This is a genomic window from Enterobacter sp. I4, from assembly GCF_022669095.1.
Lineage (GTDB): Bacteria > Pseudomonadota > Gammaproteobacteria > Enterobacterales > Enterobacteriaceae > Enterobacter > Enterobacter pasteurii.
In genome coordinates this window covers 2471436-2487995 of sequence record NZ_JALBUO010000001.1, presented here as the reverse complement: position 1 = coordinate 2487995, position 16560 = coordinate 2471436, and the positions used below count along the sequence as shown (strand labels likewise).

Annotated in this window: 17 protein-coding genes; 6 read left to right on the top strand and 11 right to left on the bottom strand. The window is 56.4% G+C overall.

All coding sequences use genetic code 11. The annotated features are described in order from the left end of the window. The first annotated feature begins 25 nt into the window (after positions 1–25). On the top strand, positions 26–466 hold the full coding sequence (gene slyA, locus MOQ06_RS11770) for a transcriptional regulator SlyA (RefSeq protein ID WP_193356202.1): 441 nt from the start codon (positions 26–28) through the stop codon (positions 464–466). 38 nt (positions 467–504) lie between these two features. Here slyA and MOQ06_RS11765 read toward each other — a convergent pair whose 3' ends face one another. Together MOQ06_RS11765 and slyB are read right to left on the bottom strand one after the other, a co-directional pair. Then, positions 505–1866, bottom strand: coding sequence for a GGDEF domain-containing protein (locus MOQ06_RS11765; RefSeq protein WP_242173088.1), 1362 nt, complete (start codon positions 1864–1866; stop codon positions 505–507). Positions 1867–2057: 191 nt separating this feature from the next. Next, positions 2058–2525, bottom strand: coding sequence for an outer membrane lipoprotein SlyB (gene slyB, locus MOQ06_RS11760; protein WP_063448917.1), 468 nt, complete (start codon positions 2523–2525; stop codon positions 2058–2060). A 255-nt stretch (positions 2526–2780) separates the two neighbouring features. On the opposite strand from slyB, the gene anmK reads away from it, so the two are divergent. The 5 genes from anmK to pdxY all read left to right on the top strand — a co-directional run bounded on the left by anmK (position 2781) and on the right by pdxY (position 7363). Next, the gene (gene anmK, locus MOQ06_RS11755; protein WP_193356200.1) at positions 2781–3905 is read left to right on the top strand and encodes an anhydro-N-acetylmuramic acid kinase; all 1125 of its coding nucleotides are present in this window, start codon (positions 2781–2783) and stop codon (positions 3903–3905) included. 87 nt (positions 3906–3992) lie between these two features. Next, positions 3993–4322: a C-type lysozyme inhibitor gene (gene mliC / locus MOQ06_RS11750; RefSeq protein WP_242173087.1), complete on the top strand. Its 330-nt coding sequence runs from the start codon at positions 3993–3995 to the stop codon at positions 4320–4322. A 57-nt stretch (positions 4323–4379) separates the two neighbouring features. Continuing rightward, on the top strand, positions 4380–5036 hold the full coding sequence (pdxH, locus tag MOQ06_RS11745; RefSeq protein ID WP_242173265.1) for a pyridoxamine 5'-phosphate oxidase: 657 nt from the start codon (positions 4380–4382) through the stop codon (positions 5034–5036). Between the two features lie 125 nt (positions 5037–5161). Then, positions 5162–6436, top strand: a complete 1275-nt coding sequence (tyrS, locus tag MOQ06_RS11740) for a tyrosine--tRNA ligase (protein ID WP_148418896.1) — start codon at positions 5162–5164, stop codon at positions 6434–6436. 66 nt (positions 6437–6502) lie between these two features. Beyond that, positions 6503–7363, top strand: coding sequence for a pyridoxal kinase PdxY (pdxY, locus tag MOQ06_RS11735; protein ID WP_242173085.1), 861 nt, complete (start codon positions 6503–6505; stop codon positions 7361–7363). Between the two features lie 61 nt (positions 7364–7424). Here pdxY and gstA read toward each other — a convergent pair whose 3' ends face one another. From gstA to rsxA, 9 genes are all read right to left on the bottom strand, one after another. After that, positions 7425–8030: a glutathione transferase GstA gene (gstA, locus tag MOQ06_RS11730; protein WP_176610510.1), complete on the bottom strand. Its 606-nt coding sequence runs from the start codon at positions 8028–8030 to the stop codon at positions 7425–7427. 105 nt (positions 8031–8135) lie between these two features. Then, on the bottom strand, positions 8136–9644 hold the full coding sequence (gene dtpA / locus MOQ06_RS11725) for a dipeptide/tripeptide permease DtpA (protein ID WP_242173083.1): 1509 nt from the start codon (positions 9642–9644) through the stop codon (positions 8136–8138). Between the two features lie 608 nt (positions 9645–10252). Then, positions 10253–10888 carry an endonuclease III gene (gene nth / locus MOQ06_RS11720; RefSeq protein ID WP_242173080.1) on the bottom strand — a complete coding sequence of 212 codons (636 nt, stop codon included), beginning with the start codon at positions 10886–10888 and terminating at the stop codon, positions 10253–10255. Then, positions 10885–11571, bottom strand: a complete 687-nt coding sequence (locus MOQ06_RS11715) for an electron transport complex subunit E (protein WP_176610508.1) — start codon at positions 11569–11571, stop codon at positions 10885–10887. The genes nth and MOQ06_RS11715 overlap by 4 nt, the downstream gene beginning before the upstream one ends. 2 nt (positions 11572–11573) lie before the next feature. After that, positions 11574–12194, bottom strand: coding sequence for an electron transport complex subunit RsxG (gene rsxG / locus MOQ06_RS11710; RefSeq protein WP_148418884.1), 621 nt, complete (start codon positions 12192–12194; stop codon positions 11574–11576). A gap of 10 nt (positions 12195–12204) precedes the next feature. Continuing rightward, positions 12205–13257, bottom strand: a complete 1053-nt coding sequence (gene rsxD, locus MOQ06_RS11705; RefSeq protein ID WP_193356195.1) for an electron transport complex subunit RsxD — start codon at positions 13255–13257, stop codon at positions 12205–12207. Then, positions 13258–15375 (bottom strand): electron transport complex subunit RsxC, encoded by a 2118-nt coding sequence (gene rsxC / locus MOQ06_RS11700; RefSeq protein ID WP_242173078.1) that lies wholly within the window; start codon positions 15373–15375, stop codon positions 13258–13260. Continuing rightward, positions 15368–15946, bottom strand: a complete 579-nt coding sequence (gene rsxB / locus MOQ06_RS11695) for an electron transport complex subunit RsxB (RefSeq protein WP_148418879.1) — start codon at positions 15944–15946, stop codon at positions 15368–15370. The genes rsxC and rsxB overlap by 8 nt, the downstream gene beginning before the upstream one ends. Beyond that, positions 15946–16527, bottom strand: a complete 582-nt coding sequence (gene rsxA / locus MOQ06_RS11690; RefSeq protein WP_022647920.1) for an electron transport complex subunit RsxA — start codon at positions 16525–16527, stop codon at positions 15946–15948. Before rsxA ends, rsxB begins: the two co-directional genes overlap by 1 nt. Positions 16528–16560: the final 33 nt, after the last annotated feature.

Genomic DNA, 16560 nt, shown 5'->3' with positions numbered 1-16560 from the left:
CACTTAGCAAGCTAATTATAAGGAGATGAAATTGGAATCGCCATTAGGTTCTGATCTGGCAAGGTTGGTACGCGTCTGGCGTGCTCTGATTGACCATCGCCTGAAACCTCTGGAACTGACGCAGACGCACTGGGTTACGCTGCATAACATCCATCAGCTCCCGCCAGAACAGTCGCAAATTCAGCTGGCAAAAGCGATCGGTATTGAGCAACCGTCCCTGGTGCGTACGCTTGACCAGCTGGAAGAGAAGGGACTCATCTCCCGTCAAACCTGCGCCAGCGATCGTCGCGCCAAGCGTATAAAACTGACGGAAAAAGCGGCGCCTATCATTACGGAGATGGAAGCCGTCATCAGTAAAACGCGGGGGGAGATCCTGTCCGGTATTTCACCTGCGGAGCTGGAGATGCTAATTGGACTTATCGCCCGTCTTGAGCAGAACATCCACGATCTGCAATCCCGCGACTGACCGAACGTAATGGCCCTGCTTATGCAGGGCCTTTCTCATTACCTGAACACCACGACCCGGTTGCGCCCCGTCTCCTTTGCCTCATACATGGCTTTATCCGCGCTTTCCACGCAGGTTTCCGCGCTGGTATCCGGCGAGGTTGCGGTGAATACGCCCATGCTGATGGTAATTGGCTCCGGCAGATGGCCGCCGCTGCTGGTTTTATCAAACCCGCTCAGCTTGAGACGGATGCGCTCGGCGACCTGCCGCGCGGCGTCTGATGGGGTATTGGTCAGCATCAGAACAAACTCTTCACCGCCGATTCGGGCCGCGATATCCTGGGGGCGCACGGAATCCGTCAGAAGATTAGAGACAAACTGCAGCACCTTATCTCCCTGCAAATGCCCGTAGCAGTCGTTGATGCGCTTGAAACGGTCAAGATCGCTTACCACCACCGATACCGGGTGTGCCTCCGTTGCCGAGCCGAGGGCGTAGTTTAATGAATCATAAAAATAGCTGCGGTTATAAAGACGGGTGAGCGGGTCGCGGATCGAGTTTTGATAAGACTGCTGGTATTTGACGTGCGAGTCGCGATACAAATTAAAGACGTCGGAAAGCAGAATAAATATTATCATTAACGTCGCGACGGTTTCGAATAACCGGGCGCGATACCACGAAACATCTTCCGCGTGTCCGCCTAACAGCAGCATTAACAGCGTGACGACATAACAGACGCACAAAAAATTTCCGCCTACCCAGAACAAATTTCTTATCCGGGTCACGGCCATCAGGGTGATTAACGTAACGCCCCAGAGAACGATCAAAATGATATTGATCGTCTGGCTCCAGAGAACCATAAACTTCCGGGTTTCATTATCCACGAGATCCAGGGTTAGCATCGTGGAATGGCTGGAATAGAACCACGCCAGCCCAAGCATACCGCACGCGAAAAGAGCCGATCCGGCAACGGTGCCGATGTGGGCGCTTCGCGTGAGGGGGGAAGCGCGAAGCGTATACAGTAATACCGAGGCGATCATCAGCACCGCCATTAAAAGGTGGCGGAACATATAAAAGATCATCGCGTCATTATAGTTCGCCTCGTTGAACTGATAGAGATCCAGCCAGGCCGGAAAGCTGGACAGCGTACCCACCATCAGCAGTGCCGAACCGGCAAAGGCCGCGGCAATCGGAACGAGATATAAACGTTTTTTATCGCACCAGTATTTCATTGCCATAAAGCAGGCAATAAACAGATGGAATACAAGAAGAAAAATAGTTAGCGTAGGGAAAAATAGCGGAGAGAATGAAGGAACCCATTCAACAAGTTTTATAAATAATCCCTGTAATACGCTTATGACGACGATGCATCCAATGACGAACGCCATATAGCGGTTTTTTACAAATCGAGAGATCGCAAGCATATAAGTTCAAATAAATAAAAAAGAAAAAATGAATGCGAAGAGTCTAACGAAGAGAAGTAAAAAATACTTTGCGCAGGAACAAGAACAGAGGAGATGAATAATTCACCAAATGAATTATTTTTGTAACTATATTTATTAAATTGATATGTTTTGTAAATGAATGCGGTCTTTTGACCGCATCCATTATTATTTTAACGCGGGGAGACGGTAACCTGGCTGCCGTTGCTAGCCAGTACAACACGCTGGCCAGCGGAGAAGCGGGTATTACCCTGTTTCTGCACGACCATAATGGTGCTGCCATCGTCCTTGCGAATTTCCAGCTCAACGCCCTGGGTTTTGTTCATCGCGCCCTGAACGCCCTGACCGGCTACGCCGCCGGCAACTGCGCCCGCCGCGGTGGCCAGAGAACGTCCGGTACCGCCGCCAATGGTGTTACCCAGGAATCCACCCAGTACCGCACCACCGATTGCGCCCACAACGTTCGTGTCATCGCCACCCTGAATCTGAACAGGACGGGCATTAACGATAGTACCGTATGTCACGTTCTGTACCTGTTTAGCTTCAGAAGCACTATATACGTCGCCGGAGAGTGAATTGTCGTTCACACAACCCGCCAGTGTTAAACCAATCAGCGAAACGCCCATTACACGTAAAATCATTTGACTCTCCTGTTCACCAAAAAACGCCCGGTTGGGGCATCCGTTATGGCTAAATTATATGGCATTAACGACCACAGTTCATATCTTTGCATGCCGAATAAAAAAATTTTACTTGAATCTGGCTTAACGGGACATAAACAAAAGCCGCCTGTGCGGCAGGTCTGAGATTGTTAAAAATTATAATCACCGCATAGCAAAGCAGCGTCATTTATGGTGGAGTGTTTGCACTTAGCCCACGTAACGTAAGGAAAGCGCATGAAATCGGGTCGCTATATCGGTGTGATGTCCGGGACCAGTCTTGACGGTGTGGATGTCGTCCTGGCCGCTATTGATGAAAACATGGTGGCGCAGCAGGCAAGCCTGAGCTGGCCTATTCCGGTCTCGTTAAAAGAAGAGATTCTGAGCATCTGCCAGGGACAGCAGCTGACGCTTTCTCAGCTTGGTCAGCTGGACGTGCGTCTGGGGGCGCTGTTTGCACAAGCGGTACTGGCCCTGATGCAGCAAGAGCGCCTTCATCCGCAGGATGTCGTGGCGATCGGGTGCCACGGGCAGACCGTCTGGCATGAGCCCGTCGGCGAGGTGCCGCACACGATGCAAATTGGCGATAACAACCAGATTGTGGCCAAAACCGGCGTGACGGTAGTGGGCGACTTCCGCCGTCGGGATATGGCGCTTGGCGGTCAGGGCGCGCCGCTGGTGCCGGCATTCCACCAGGCGCTGCTGGCCCATCCGGTTGAGCGCAGGATGGTGCTGAACATAGGCGGGATCGCCAACCTGTCGTTGCTCATCCCGGGTCAGCCGGTGCGCGGATACGATACCGGGCCCGGCAACATGCTGATGGATGCCTGGATATGGCGTCAGATCGGTAAACCTTACGACAAAGATGCCCGCTGGGCCAGCCAGGGGAAGGTGATCCTCCCTCTACTGCAGTCTCTGTTAAGCGATCCGTTCTTTGCGCTGCCTGCGCCAAAAAGCACGGGGCGAGAATATTTTAACTACGGCTGGCTTGAACGCCAGCTGGCGCAGTTCCCCGCGCTCGCGCCGCAGGACGTGCAGGCTACGCTTACTGAGCTAACCGCCATGTCCATTTCTGAACAGGTATTGCTGAGCGGCGGCTGCGAGCGTCTGCTGGTATGCGGGGGTGGAAGCCGCAATCCGCTGATCATGGCGCGCCTCGCCGCACTGTTGCCGGGCACGGAAGTGACTACCACAGATGAAGCCGGCATCAGCGGAGACGATATGGAGGCGCTGGCCTTCGCCTGGCTTGCCTGGCGTACGGTTGCCGGGCTGCCGGGGAATTTGCCTTCCGTGACCGGCGCGCGGGAAGCGAGCGTTCTCGGCGCTATTTTCCCCGCGAACCCCCGTCATAATCAGAGTTAACTGAAATTCAGCGGCGGGTGTAACCCTTAAAATGAGGAACAACAGGAGGGCGGCCATGCCCTCCGGGACCAGGATAGTCTTCGGGATATGCTCATGAAAAAACACCTTCTTATTGCTTTGCCTTTTCTTCTGACCGGATGCAGCGCCTATAACCAGCTTGTTGAGCGTATGCAAACCGACACGCTTGAATACCGCTGTGATGAAAAACCGCTGACGGTGAAGCTGAACAACCCTCGTCAGGAAGCCAGCTTTGTCTACGACAATAAGTTGCTGACCCTGAAGCAGGGCATGTCGGCCTCCGGCGCGCGCTACACGGACGGGATCTACGTGTTCTGGTCGAAAGGGGACAGCGCTACCGTTTACAAGCGTGACCGCATTGTGCTGAACAACTGTCAGCTCGAAAATCCGAAGCGTTGAGATTTTTACAAGGGGGGCGCACAATAGCGCCACCCAATGTCAATTTCAGCTAACGCCATGTCAGATAACGACGAATTGCAGCAAATTGCGCATCTGCGCCGTGAATACACCAAAGGCGGGCTGCGCCGCCAGGATCTTCCCGCCGAACCGCTGGTGCTTTTTGAACGCTGGCTGAAGCAGGCCTGTGAAGCGAAGCTGGCCGATCCGACGGCCATGGTTGTCGCCACGGTTGATGAAAACGGTCAACCCTACCAGCGCATCGTCCTGCTCAAGCACTTCGACGACAAAGGGCTGGTGTTCTACACCAACCTCGGCAGCCGGAAAGCCCACCACCTGGAAAACAACCCGCGCATCAGCCTGCTGTTCCCGTGGCATATGCTGGAGCGTCAGGTGATGGTAACCGGCAAAGCGGAGCGCCTCTCCACGCTCGAGGTCGTGAAGTATTTCCACAGCCGCCCGCGCGACAGCCAGATTGGCGCGTGGGTGTCTAAGCAGTCCAGCCGCATCTCTGCCCGCGGCGTGCTGGAGAGCAAATTCCTCGAACTCAAGCAGAAGTTTCAGCAGGGTGAAGTGCCGCTGCCGAGCTTCTGGGGCGGATTCCTCATTCCCATCGAGCAGATGGAGTTCTGGCAGGGCGGTGAACACCGTCTCCATGACCGCTTTTTATACCAGCGCGACAACGGTGGCTGGAAAATAGACCGGCTGGCCCCGTAAACCCTGAAATTTGTTGTGTTAAGCGCTAGCGCACGCCGCGCTTGCGCTTTATTCTATGTACCTTTCGCACCAGGCGAAAAGTCGTGTACCGGCAAAGGTGCAGTCGTTTATACATGGAGAATTTGATGGCAAGCAGTAACTTGATTAAACAATTGCAAGAGCGGGGCCTCGTGGCCCAGGTGACGGACGAAGAAGCGTTAGCAGAGCGACTGGCGCAAGGCCCGATCGCGCTCTATTGCGGCTTCGATCCCACCGCTGACAGCTTGCATTTGGGGCATCTTGTTCCGTTGTTATGCCTGAAACGCTTCCAGATGGCCGGCCATAAGCCCGTCGCGCTGGTTGGCGGCGCGACCGGTCTGATTGGCGACCCGAGTTTTAAAGCCGCTGAGCGTAAGCTGAATACCGAAGACACTGTTCAGGAGTGGGTAGACAAGATCCGCAAACAGGTTGCACCCTTCCTCGATTTCGACTGCGGTGAAAACTCCGCAATTGCGGCGAACAACTACGACTGGTTTGGCGGCATGAACGTGCTGACCTTCCTGCGCGACATCGGCAAGCATTTCTCTGTTAACCAGATGATTAACAAAGAAGCGGTGAAGCAGCGTCTTAACCGTGACGATCAGGGCATCTCCTTTACCGAGTTCTCCTATAACCTGCTTCAGGGTTATGACTTCGCCTGCCTGAACAAGCTCCACGGCGTTTCTCTGCAAATTGGCGGCTCCGACCAGTGGGGCAACATCACCTCCGGTATCGATCTGACCCGTCGTCTGCACCAGAATCAGGTCTTTGGTCTGACCGTTCCGCTGATCACCAAAGCAGACGGTACCAAGTTCGGCAAAACCGAAGGCGGCGCGGTATGGCTGGATCCGAAGAAAACCAGCCCGTACAAATTCTACCAGTTCTGGATCAACACGGCGGATGCCGACGTTTATCGCTTCCTGAAATTCTTTACCTTTATGGATATTGAAGACATCAATGCCCTGGAAGAGGAAGACAAGAACAGCGGTAAAGCTCCGCGCGCCCAGTACGTGCTGGCGGACGAAGTTACAAAACTGGTGCACGGCGAGGAAGGCCTGGCGGCGGCGAAACGTATTACGGCGAGCCTGTTCAACGGTACCCTGAGCGACCTGAGCGAAGCGGACTTTGAGCAGCTGGCCCAGGATGGCGTGCCGATGGTCGAGATGGAGAAAGGCGCAGACCTGATGCAGGCGCTGGTGGATTCCGAGCTACAGCCGTCCCGCGGCCAGGCGCGTAAAACCATCGCCTCAAACGCTATCACCATCAACGGCGAAAAACAGGCCGATCCGGAATACACCTTCACCGAGAGCGATCGTCTGTATGGCCGCTACACGCTGCTGCGTCGTGGTAAGAAAAATTACTGTCTGGTCTGCTGGAAGTAATTAAAAGTATGCAGGGGCGTGGGAAACCACGCCCCTTTTGTTTTGACAGGGTTTGGTAAGTACAACATGAAGAACATCCTCGCCATTCAGTCCCACGTTGTTTTTGGGCATGCCGGCAACAGCGCTGCGGAGTTCCCGATGCGCCGCCTCGGCGCCAACGTCTGGCCTCTCAACACCGTCCAGTTTTCGAATCACACCCAGTACGGTAAATGGACCGGCTGCGTGATGCCGCCCTCGCATCTGACGGAGATCGTTCAGGGTATTGCGGAGATTGACCAGCTCCGGCGCTGCGACGCTGTGCTGAGCGGCTATCTCGGTTCGGCGGAGCAGGGGGAGCATATCCTTGGCATCGTGCGCCAGGTGAAAGCGGCAAACCCCGCAGCGAAATATTTCTGCGACCCGGTGATGGGCCATCCGGAAAAAGGCTGCATCGTGGCACCGGGCGTGGCGGAGTTTCATGTCCGGCATGCCTTGCCGGCCAGCGATATTATTGCCCCCAACCTGATTGAGCTGGAGATACTGTGCGAGCATCCGGTAAACAGCGTAGAAGAGGCTGTAAGCGCGTCTCGCGAACTGATAGCCCAGGGGCCGGAGATTGTACTGGTAAAACACCTGGCGTGCGCAGGGATGAGCCAGGACCGTTTTGAGATGCTGCTGGTGACGAAGGACGACGCCTGGCATATCAGTCGGCCGCTGGTGGACTTCGGCATGCGTCAGCCCGTTGGCGTCGGTGATGTTACCAGCGGTTTGCTGCTGGTAAAGCTGTTGCAGGGGGCAGGCCTGCGCGATGCGCTGGAGCACGTGACCGCGGCCGTTTATGAAATCATGATTGCGACGAAAACGATGCAGGAATATGAGCTGCAGGTGGTTGCGGCGCAGGATCGCATCGCGAAGCCGGAGCACTATTTCAGCGCCACACGGCTGTAAATTCCCATATTGACGTTTGCCGGGTATGCGTTATCGCTACCCGGCAACACGGTCTCTCTGATTAGTTTAAACCTTCCGCTTTCAGCGCCGCGGCAACCGCAGGACGCTCCGCCACGCGTGCCATGTACGACGCGATATGATCTAATCCGTCCATATTCAGCTTAACCGCGCGCGCCCAGCGCAGAACGGTAAACAGGTATGCATCGGCAATGGTGAAGCGTGAGCCACAGATCCACTGGTCGTCCTTCAGGCTGTCGTTAATGTACTGAAGCTTTTTCTCCAGCAGCGTGCGCACGGTCGGTTTGTACTCTTCCGGGGTATCCGGGCGGAACAGGGGCGTAAAGCCCTTGTGCAGCTCGGTGGCGATGTAGTTCAGCCACTCCAGCGTCTTATACCGTGCAATGCTGCCGGTAGGGGCAAGGAGCTGACGATCCGGTACGTTATCCGCGAGATACTGCATAATCGCCACCCCTTCGGTCAGCAGGGTGCCATCATCCAGCAGCAGGGCCGGAACCTGCCCTTTTGGGTTAATCGCAAAAAAGTCATCCCCGTTTTCCAGGCGCTTTTTCATCAGGTCAACGCCGTCCAGCGTAAAATCCTTACCGCTCTCGCGAAGGGTGATATGGGAAGCAAGAGAGCAGGCGCCCGGTTTATAGAACAGTTTCATCGGTAACTCCTTTTTGCTGAGGTTCCAGCTATGTTAGTGCGCGTTCGGATAAAAAAAAAGCCGCTAATACGTTAGCGGCTTCTGGTCAGTCGTTTCCCGATGACGTTACGCGGTGGCGGTTGAGCTCGCCTTAGCGGATTTGTCGTCGTCCTGAGTCATACGATTCAGTTTAGGGGCAGTCAGCAGCATCAGTACGGCAATCACGGCGGTCGCGATACCAATCTGCATGAACACGGTGCCGTAAACGTTCAGGGACACCAGCGGGTCGGTAACGTTTTCTGGTACCGCCATCAGGTTCGCAATCTTACCGGCGATGATCGCCGCGCCAGCGGTGGTCAGGAACCAGCTACCCATGATGAAGCCCATCAGACGCTGTGGTACCAGCTGTGCAACCATTGCCAGGCCCAGGCCGGAGATCATCAGCTCACCGATAGATTGCAGCGCATAGCTCAGGATCAGCCAGTTAACGGAGACGATACCCGCGTCAGTCGCGAATTTGGTACCCAGCGGCAGGACCAGGAACGCGCCAGAGCACAGCACCATACCGATGGCGAACTTGTGCGGCATAGGCAGACGGTCGCCCATTTTGTTATAGATAGCGGCCAGAATCGGGCTACCAATCATGATCCAGAACGGGTTGAGCGCCTGATACTGCTCCGGCTCGAACGCGATACCCAGGATTGAGTGCTCAACGTTACGGATAGCGAAGAAGTTCAGAGACGTAGGCATCTGGCTGTACAGCACGAAGAAGATAATCGCTTCCAGCATCAGGATGAAGGCCACAATCATCTTGCGGCGGGCGGCACCCTGCATGGCGAAGGTTTCTTTGGCGAAGATGATAACGATACCCAGCGCAACCACGCCCAGTACCGCACGTGCAACGCCCTGGTTGTGCAGCAGCCAGGTGGCAACGGCGGCCAGGATCACAACACCAACGATGGTTGCCAGCAGTTTGCCCATGTGCACCGGTTCGAAGTCTGGTTTTGAACCATAATCTTTAACCCAGCTGCGGCAGAACAGGAAGTTCACTACCGTGATCAGCATGCCCACGAAGCTCAGCGCAAACGCCACGCTCCAGCCAAATTTCGCGGCCAGCCATGGGGTTGCCAGCATGGAGAAGAATGAACCGATGTTGATGGACATGTAGTACATGGTGAATGCACCGTCCAGACGGGGATCATCTTTGCTGTAGCAGGTAGAAAGCAGGGAAGACGGGTTAGCCTTGAAGAGGCCGTTACCGACCGCGATGGTGGCCATGCCCATGTATACCACGCCTGCATCGTGCCCGGACCACGCAACCAGTCCATAACCAATCGCCAGAACCACGGCGCCCAGCATAATGACGCGTTTAGTCCCGAGGACTTTATCGCCTAACCAGCCGCCAATTGCGACCAGGCCATACACCAGAGCGCTGAAGGATGAGAACAGCGTGATGGAATCCGCTTCGGACATACCCAGTTGCTTAACCAGGTAAACGGCCATAATCCCTTGCAGGCCGTAGTAGCCAAAACGCTCCCATAATTCGATAGAGAAAATGAGATAGAACGCTTTAGGCTGTTTGAAAGCGTTAAGACTTACGCTCTCATCTGTTGGTTTATTGTTTGCAGTTGACACATATACCTCTTTTTTTACATCCCATATTAACGGGGGTGTTCATAGCGTGATGACCGTAGTCCATCCGCTTTATAGTTATATTGGGAGGGGAAACGGCGGGTAATGTTCACTATCCAGCCCCGTCTGGCAATACGTTTGTAATACTCTGTTACATATAACTGATGCGGCATAATCCTCGGTTCATGCAAATGTTATTCAGCGTTAAATTTCATTGGTTGAAAATTGCTGGTTTTTTTCACTACAAAAGGCCCGGTCGAATGGCTGTTTGGCGATATGTTCTGCTATTTATGGTTGCTGGCAGTGATATAGCCCATAATCTGAAAAATGACTGGTCTTATCTGCGGCTTGGGGCCAATTACATCTTGTGTGGCAAAGGGGCAGGGACGGTTTTATAAACAAAAATCCAACATGACGTTATCAGAGTGATCGGGATCACAGATGTATAGAAATTTTTGGTAATGAAAAAACTATTAACCTGTTTGAGTGTTAAATGGCCGACGAATCAGCGTAGCTGAAAGCCAAAGCGGAGGGCATTTTATGGTCAATCTAAGGGATAGCAGAGCCCTTATTGAAACTAAGGGCTTAAGAAGCGAGCGGAAAAAGCGCTGTCAGGGATAGACCTTTTCGCTGTACTCGCAAAGATCTTCAATAATGCAGGAGCCGCAGCGCGGCTTGCGGGCTATGCAGGTATAGCGCCCGTGCAGGATCAGCCAGTGGTGGCAGTCCACCTTAAACTCGGCGGGAACCACCTTTAGCAGCTTCTCTTCAACCTGCTCCACGTTCTTTCCTGGCGCAAAATGGGTGCGGTTAGAGACGCGGAAGATATGCGTATCCACGGCAATTGTCGGCCAGCCAAAAGCCGTGTTCAGCACAACGTTTGCCGTCTTGCGCCCGACGCCCGGCAGCGCCTCCAGCGCAGCACGATCTTCCGGAACTTCACCGCCGTGCTGCTCAAGCAGGATCCGGCAGGTCTTAATAACGTTTTCAGCCTTGCTGTTAAACAGGCCGATGGTTTTGATATAGGATTTTACCCCCTCCACGCCCAGCTCCAGCATGGCCTTCGGGGTATTCGCGACGGGGTAGAGCAGGGCAGTCGCTTTGTTGACGCTTACGTCAGTGGCCTGCGCGGAGAGCAGCACCGCGATCAGCAGCTCAAACGGAGAGTTAAAGTTCAGCTCCGTCGTTGGATGAGGATTCTGATCGCGCAGGCGCGTCAGTATCGCAATGCGTTTCTCTTTATTCATGAGGCTTTTTCGGGGATCCCTTCCTGCACGCTGCGCTCGGCCGCGCGGCGCTTACGTTTTTCATCAATCAGGTATTTTACCGCCAGCATCATGCCAAGGCCAATAAATGCTCCCGGAGGCAGCATCGCCAACAGGAACGGGGTGTCCGTGTGGAACACCTCGATGCGCAGCGCCTTAGCCCAGCCGCCGAGCAGCGCATCTGCGCCGTCAAAAAGCGTGCCGTTGCCCAGAATTTCACGCATAGATCCGAGGACGAACATCGCGGCGGTAGCGCCCATGCCGATGGAAAATCCGTCCAGCGCGGAGATGGCCGGGTTGTTTTTCACCGCGAAGGCTTCGGCGCGGCCAACGACGATACAGTTGGTCACAATCAGCGGAATGAAGATCCCCAGCGACTGGTACAGGCCAAAGGCGTAGGCATTAATCAGCATTTGCACCACGCTAACCACCGAGGCAATGATCATCACGTAAATCGGAATGCGGATTTCCGACGGCGTCCAGCGGCGAAGCACGGAAATAGAGAAGTTGGTCAACGTGAGCACCAGCGTGGTTGCCAGGCCCAGACCGAGCGCGTTGGTGGCGGTGGACGTCACCGCCAGCAGCGGGCACAACCCCAGCAGCTGCACCAGCGCCGAGTTGTTCTTCCAGAGTCCCTGAACGATGACTTCTTTAACCTGGCTCATGGTCACTCCTCACACGGTGAAAGATTGTTAAGCTGCCCGGGCAGCGTTTCGGCATACAGCCCGGCGCGCTTGACGGCGTTGACCACCGCGCGCGGCGTTATGGTGGCGCCCGTGAACTGGTCAAACTCGCCGCCATCTTTTTTCACCGCGAAAGCGGGATCGTCCTCGCCATGAATCACCTTCCCGGCAAAGTGTAAGATCCAGTCGCTTAAGCGCGTTTCGATTTTATCACCGAGGCCCGGCGTTTCGTGATGCTCCGTGACGCGCGTGCCCAGCACGGTGCCGGAAAAATCACTGCCCACAAGCAGCTGAATCGCACCCGAGTAGCCGTCCGGCGCGGTGGCTTCCATGATGGCACCCACCGGGTTCTCGCCCTTACGGGCAATATACACGCGGTGCGGTCCGCTGCCGAGCTGCGGAGCCTGCACGACAAAGCAGCTTTTCTGCAGGTCGTTATCGTAGAAATCTGACGGGATCACCTGATCGAACAGCGCTTTTTGCTGTTTTACAGCCTGTTCTTCAATGGTGGTTTTCGTCAGCTCATTCACCAGCGCCGTCAGCCCGGTGAGGGCGGCGGCGAAGATTGCCAGCGTGACGCCGTGTTTTTGCATTGTCTTAAGCATGGCGTAACCCTTAGCGATGACCGTACACGCGCGGACGGGTGTAGTAGTCGATGAGCGGAACGGTGATATTGGCCAGCAGCACGGCAAACGCCACGCCGTCGGGATAGCCGCCAAAGCTGCGAATAAGCCAGACCAGCAGTCCCGCCAGCGCGCCAAAGATGAGGCGGCCGCGGTTAGTGGTGGAGGCGGTTACCGGATCGGTCAGGATAAAGAATGCACCGAGCATGGTCGCGCCGGAGAGCAAATGAAGCTGCGGGGTTGCCAGTGAGTCCGGGGAAATAACCCAGCCGAGCGTCGAGCAGACGGCCAGCGTCGCCAGGAAGCTGACCGGAATATGCCAGCGAATGGCCTTCTGTTGCAGCAGGAACGCACCGCCCAGCAGGTAGGCCACATTGACCCACTGCCAGCCAGCACCTGCCAGAACGCCGCTGTAAATGGAGGACTGCATCACCTGCTCAACGCTGTGTCCGGCGCGCAGGGAGGTTTTAAAGGTGTCGAGCGGTGTCGCCTGGCTGATACCATCCACGCCCATGCGCAGCGCGTTCATATCCGCGCCCTGCGCGGTGTGGCCGCTAAAGATTACATGCAGAGCGTCCATAAACCCGGGCACCGTGGCGGCAAGCTCATGCGGCGGCAGCCAGCTGGTCATCTGGACCGGGAAGGAGATGAGCAGAACAACGTAGCCAATCATCGCCGGGTTAAACGGGTTATGGCCCAGCCCGCCGTACAGCTGCTTAGCGATGACTACCGCAAATACGGTTCCTGAAACCACCATCCACCACGGCGCAAACGGGGGAATGCTGATGGCCAGCAGCAGGCCGGTCAGCAGGGCGGAGTTATCGCTCAGGATGCGGGCAACGTCCATTTTGCGCAGCTTCAGGATCAGGGCTTCCGCTGCAACGGCGCTGGCGCAACCAAGAGCCAGCTGGAAAAGCGTGCCCCAGCCGAAAAACCAACACTGAACGGCAATGCCCGGCAGCGCGGCCAGGCACACCAGCATCATGATACGCGATGTCTGGCGCTGGTTATGGGTATAAGGGGAACTAGCAATTCTGAAAACCATTTAATCCTCGTTAACGGCTTGCTGCGCGGCTTTCTTTGCCTGAACACGCGCAATCGCGGCGGCGACTGCGGCTTTGCGTGGATCGTCGTTAGCGGCCGCAGGCAGCGTTTCCTGCTGTGCCGCCTTGCGCGCCTTAGCGCGGGCGATGGCCGCTTCCACGGCGGCTTTACGCGGGTCGACGGGGGCTTCGCTCTCTTCGGCAGGCTGAATCTGTGCCGCCTTGCGCGCCTTAGCGCGGGCGATGGCCGCTTCCACGGCGGCTTTACGCGGGTCGACGGGGGCTTCGCTCTCTTCGGCAGGCTGAATCTGTGCCGCCTTACGCGCCTTAGCGCGGGCGATGGCCGCTTCCACGGCAGCCTTGCGCGGATCCGGCGCGTCCTGCTCAACCACCACTGCCTGCTGTCCGGCCTTGCGCGCTTTGGCACGGGCGATAGCCGCTTCCACCGCGGCTTTACGCGGATCGGCATCGGCTTCCGGTTTGGCGTTTTGCGCCTTCTCCGCCTGACGCGCGCGCGCTTCGGCTTTACGCGCTTCGCGGGCGGCAATCGCTTCGCTGTTGTCCGGTTTTTGTCCGGCCGCTATTTCCACCGCCTGGGCGGCAGTAGCTTTTTTCTCCCGCACGCGGGCCAGTGCGGCGTTAATCGCATCCTGATCTTTTGCATCAGGCTGCACGGCGGCCTGCTTATGGCGTTCCTGACGGGCGAGCTTCTCGCGCTCCAGTCTTGCCTGGCGCGCTTCAAAGCGGGCTTTAGCTTCAGCGGCGCGTTTTTCCTCCATCGAGATCGCGTAGATTTCGGCTTTCTCCTGGCGGAAGTACTGCACCAGCGGAATATTGCTCGGGCAGACCCAGGCACAGGCACCGCATTCAATACAGTCAGCCAGGTTGTGCGCCTGCGCCTTATCGTGCAGCTGGCCTTTGCTGTACCAGTACAGCTGCTGCGGCAGCAAATCTGCCGGACACGCGTCCGCGCAGGCGCTACAGCGAATGCAGCTTTTCTCTTCCTGCGTTTCGCCCATCTCCGTCGGGGAAGGGGCGAGCAGGCAGTTAGTGATTTTCACCACCGGGACGTCGAGCCACGGCAGGGTAAAGCCCATCAGCGGGCCGCCCATGATGACCATCTGATCGCTGCCCGGACAGAACCCCGCCTGCTCCAGCAAATGACGCACCGGGGTGCCCAGGCGAGCCCAGACGTTGCCGGGACGCGAGACGGACTCGCCGGTCAGGGTGACCACGCGTTCGGTCAGCGGCTCCCCATCGATGACCGCACGCTTCACCGCGTAGGCGGTACCGACGTTCTGCATCAGCACCCCGATATCGGACGAACGGCCCCCGTGGGGAACCTGCTTGCCGGTCAGGATCTGCGTCAGCTGCTTTGCGCCACCGGACGGGTATTTTGTTGGGATCACGCGCAGGCCGATATCATGGCTATCCGCCAGCACCGCGCGCAGCATGGAAATGGCCTGCGGCTTATTGTCCTCAATACCGATGAGCACTTCGCGGGGCTGCAGGATATGCGCAAGGATGCGAATCCCTTCCACCACCTGCGCCGCGCAGTCCTGCATCAGGCGGTCATCCGCGGTGATGTACGGCTCGCACTCGGCGGCGTTGATGATCAGCGTTTCGATTTTATCGCCGCCGCCGTGAAGCTTGGCGCCGGTCGGGAAGCCTGCGCCGCCCAGACCCGCAACGCCGAACTGATGAATACGCGCTATCAGCTCTTCCCGGCTGCGGGAGCGGTAGTCGCTCCAGCCGTCGCGATCGATCCAGCGGTCTTCGCCATCTGCTTCAATGATGACGCTCAGCTCGGACAGCGCCGACGGATGGGCAACGGTATGTGGGGCAATAGACACCACTTTACCGGAGGTCGGGGCGTGAACCGGCAGCATACGGCCGCGGCCAAAGGTCAGCGGCTGGCCGCGAAGGACGCTGTCGCCTTCCTTAACGCACAGTTCACCTTCCGTGCCGATATGCTGTTTCAGAGGCATAACGTAACGGGTCGCCAGCGGGATCTGACGCAGCGGCGTGCCGTTAGACTGCGATTTCATCTCCGGCGGATGGATGCCGCCGTCGAAATCCCAGATCTTCTCTTTTCTGAAAGCAGAAAATAACTTAAACATGTTGTTCCACAGGAATATTGCGAACCGGAATGGCTTGAAGATCCCACTTCCAGTTTTCGGTAGTCGTTTCAACCGGGCGTAGTTCTATACACTGCGTCGGGCAGGGCGCCACGCAGAGATTACAGCCGGTGCACAGATCCGCCACAACGGTGTGCATAGCGCGCGTTGCGCCCACAATGGCGTCTACAGGACACGCCTGAATACATTTGGTACAGCCAATGCAGTTGGCTTCGTCAATAACGGCAAGGGCGCGCACGGGCTCCTGCGCCTGTTCATCGCCGTCGACGGGCTGCGGGTCGACGTTAAGCAGCGCGGCAATTTTGAGCATGACGGCTTCGCCACCCGGCGCGCAGCGGTTAATTTTCTCACCCTGCACGCCCACCGCCTCAGCATAAGGGCGGCAGCCGGGGTAGCCGCACTGCCCACACTGGCTCTGCGGTAAAAGCTCATCGATTTTTTCAACAACCGGATCGTCCTCGACCGCAAAACGGCGGGAGGCATAGCCCAGAATGACGCCAAACACCAGTCCCAGCACGCTGATGGACGCGATGGCAATCCAGATAGCACTCATTACAACTTCACCAGACCACTAAAGCCCATAAAGGCCAGAGACATTAAACCTGCGGTCACCAGCGCGATGGCGTTGCCGCGAAACGGCGCGGGAATATCCGCCGCCGCCAGACGCTCGCGAATGGACGCGAACAGAACCATAACAAAGGAAAAACCGACCGCCGCGGAAAAACCGTACAGCGCCGACTGCATGAAATTATGCCCAAGGTTGATGTTGAGCAGCGCCACGCCCAGCACCGCACAGTTGGTGGTGATGAGAGGCAGAAAAATACCCAGCAGGCGATACAGGGCCGGACTGGTTTTACGCACCACCATTTCGGTGAACTGCACAACCACCGCAATGACCAGGATAAAGGACAGGGTGCGCAGATAAAGCATGTCCAGCGGGATCAGGATCCAGGTATCAATCAGCCATGCGCAGATAGAGGCCATCGTCATCACGAAGGTGGTTGCCAGCCCCATGCCCATTGCCGTCTCCAGCTTTTTGGAGACGCCCATGAACGGGCACAGGCCAAGGAACTTCACCAGCACGAAGTTATTAACCAGCACAGTTCCGACAAAGAGCAGTAAGTAATCGGTCATTATTTAGCCTGAAATAAAATAGCCGCCTATTAT